This is a genomic window from Methanobrevibacter sp., from assembly GCF_045116495.1.
Lineage (GTDB): Archaea > Methanobacteriota > Methanobacteria > Methanobacteriales > Methanobacteriaceae > Methanocatella.
Window position 1 is genome coordinate 1 of record NZ_JBGULU010000161.1, and the last position, 2433, is coordinate 2433.

At 33.4% G+C, this 2433-nt stretch carries 3 protein-coding genes; 2 read left to right on the forward strand and 1 reads right to left on the reverse strand.

Going from position 1 to position 2433, the window contains the following annotated elements; translation table 11 throughout:
* Together ACJMLH_RS08415 and ACJMLH_RS08420 are read left to right on the forward strand one after the other, a co-directional pair.
* Positions 1–307, forward strand: a 307-nt coding sequence (locus ACJMLH_RS08415; protein WP_405276649.1) for a hypothetical protein, incomplete at its 5' end; no start/stop codon positions are given.
* A gap of 14 nt (positions 308–321) precedes the next feature.
* Complete coding sequence (locus tag ACJMLH_RS08420) at positions 322–756, forward strand: hypothetical protein (protein ID WP_405276651.1); 435 nt, start codon at positions 322–324, stop codon at positions 754–756.
* Positions 757–878: 122 nt separating this feature from the next.
* Here the strand turns inward: ACJMLH_RS08420 and ACJMLH_RS08425 are convergent.
* Positions 879–2433: DUF3427 domain-containing protein (locus ACJMLH_RS08425; RefSeq protein ID WP_405276653.1), on the reverse strand; the 1555-nt coding region annotated here is incomplete at its 5' end.

Sequence of the window (2433 nt, forward strand, 5' to 3'; positions counted from 1 at the left end):
CAGCCTTGAATTGGGACCTCCAGGTGAAGGACCTCTCAATGCAACAACCACTGAAAGTTCCGCACCTGCACCAGCAGCCCCTACTCAAAACAATACCAATAAAAATAAGTATTCTGAAGACGATTTGATGCGTGCTAGTCAGCAGGGATACTACAACGGCTATTCGGATGCTATTGATGAATCATATTATTATGATGATTATGATTATGACTCCGGTTACGACAGTTACATCGAAGATGATAGTGGAGTGAGCTCAGATTACATCTCCAATAATAAGCCTAATGTAGTGGACGGCAGTCTTGAGTAAAGCAGGTGAAAAAAATGGATAAAAGAATAATTGTATTACTGGCAATAATTGCAATTCTGGCAGTCTGTCTGGGATATTTGGTAGTCAGTCACCAGGATGCTCCAAAAAAGGTTGAAAACAATACCACTAAAGTAAACACAACTCTGATAAACAATACGACTATTAAAGACACTGCATCTGAAGAAAGTGAAACTGAATCGACAAGCTCTCAAAATTCTGAAAGCGGACAGTACGGCTATTGTGCGATTTGCGGCAGGGCTTTAACCTATTCAGAGGCACATCACGAAATTACACAGGGAAAAGTCTGTCTGGATTGTGCCAACAATCCTCATTATCAAACTGATGAAGGAGCAGATTACGCCAACAGAAAGCTATATGAAGCATATCCTGATGAATACGAATGGATGTATGAGGATACTGATGATACCGGACACAAAAATAATAATTGATGATAAATACAGTTGCTATTCAAAGTAGCCGGTAAAAGATTATCCTCCTATAAAGCTCAAATTGGATAAAATCAGATGATTATAACAGTTGGATAGCTGTTGAATAATCATTTTCTTATTTTTTAGTCATTCACAAAGTATGAGTAAAGCTCATCCTTGACAGAATTATCAAGTTCTAATTTAAAATTAACAATAGGTAAAGTTTTACCTTTATTATCTTTAATAGTAGTTTCTTCTTGACCAATAGGTTTAACTGGACCCATATAATAGAAATCATTTCCTTCATCATCTGACTTTTTAATAAACAGATGAATTCCTAAATTAGTTTCTTTATAGTTAATTATGGCTTGAGGTTCCTTTGACTCGAGTTTAACTTTTGAACGTGTCATCCAAGAGAATATTTCCTTGTTAATAAATTGATCTTCATATTTTGTTGACTCAGAAATATCCTCATTTTTCTCATAGGTTACAAAAATAGGACACGTATTGTGCTTAACACGATATCCATAGATTGTTGATGAATCATCATGCGGCCAGTTCAAGAGTCTGCAAACATCTTTTCTAGAGTACTTTTCATATAGTTTCAGACAATTTTCTGATTTATAAATTTTTTCGTATCTTAATATTGCAAAGTTGATAACATCCACCAAATGCTCTTTATAAGTAGGATTTTGTAAAAATTTATTAAAATCATCTGAAATTTGATAGTTTTCCTTGAAAAAGGATGTATTAATATACTTGGCTTTTTCTGAATCTGTGAAAAAGTTTAACTCAAGGAGATTAATTGCACTTTCAATTGATTTAAACTGATTTTCAAGACCATACATATCATTTAATAAGTCAGATATTTTATTTACATCAAACATTTTGTTATGCATTAAACATTTAAGGATTATAAGCTCATGAGGCCTTTTTCCATTAGCTAAATTTTTAGAAATAAATTTTAAGGATCTGATTTCATCCTCACTTAAAGGATTTGTGAAATCCTTTTCAACTTTTGCAATAAAATCCAAATAACAATCAAATGAATTATGATTTAAGATAAGTAAAGCGTCCATATCTCCATTTTCAAAAAAATCACATAATAATGGAATTCTGCCTAATTTAAACTTTAAATTATTGTATTTTTCTTTAAACAAACTGATTTTAGAAAATGAAGCATTATTTATTGACTCATAAATACGTTTTCTAGATACTTCATCAAAATTAATTGAAGATGAACCCGGAATAATTTTATTTCCTTCCATCAAATATTTACGGATACTATCCTTGTCATAGCTTCTGTCACCTGAAAGGGCAATCGGTATCATGAAATTGTTTTTATAATTTCCAATGAAATCAAGGATTACCACATACTCCTTGTTTTTGTATTTCCTAAGTCCCCTTCCAAGCTGCTGTATGAAAATGATTGGAGATTCTGTCGGTCTAACCAGAAGCACCTGATTGATTTCGGGAATGTCAACACCCTCATTGAAAATGTCAACTGTGAAGATGAATTCAATTTTATCGGGATTTTTATCGTTTGTCAGACGGTCGATTGCCTCCAGCCTTTTTTCCTGTGAGTCATCACCAGTAAGGACAACTGACCTATAGCCTCTTGTGTTGAATTCCTTTGAGAGAAGTTCCGCCTCACGTTTTCTTGAGCAGAACACTAATGCTTTTCTTCTGTCACCCGAA

Coding starts and splice junctions, on each gene's coding strand:
- ACJMLH_RS08420 (WP_405276651.1), top strand. CDS start 322: ATGGATAAAAGAATAATTGTATTACTGGCAATAATTGCAATTCTGGCA.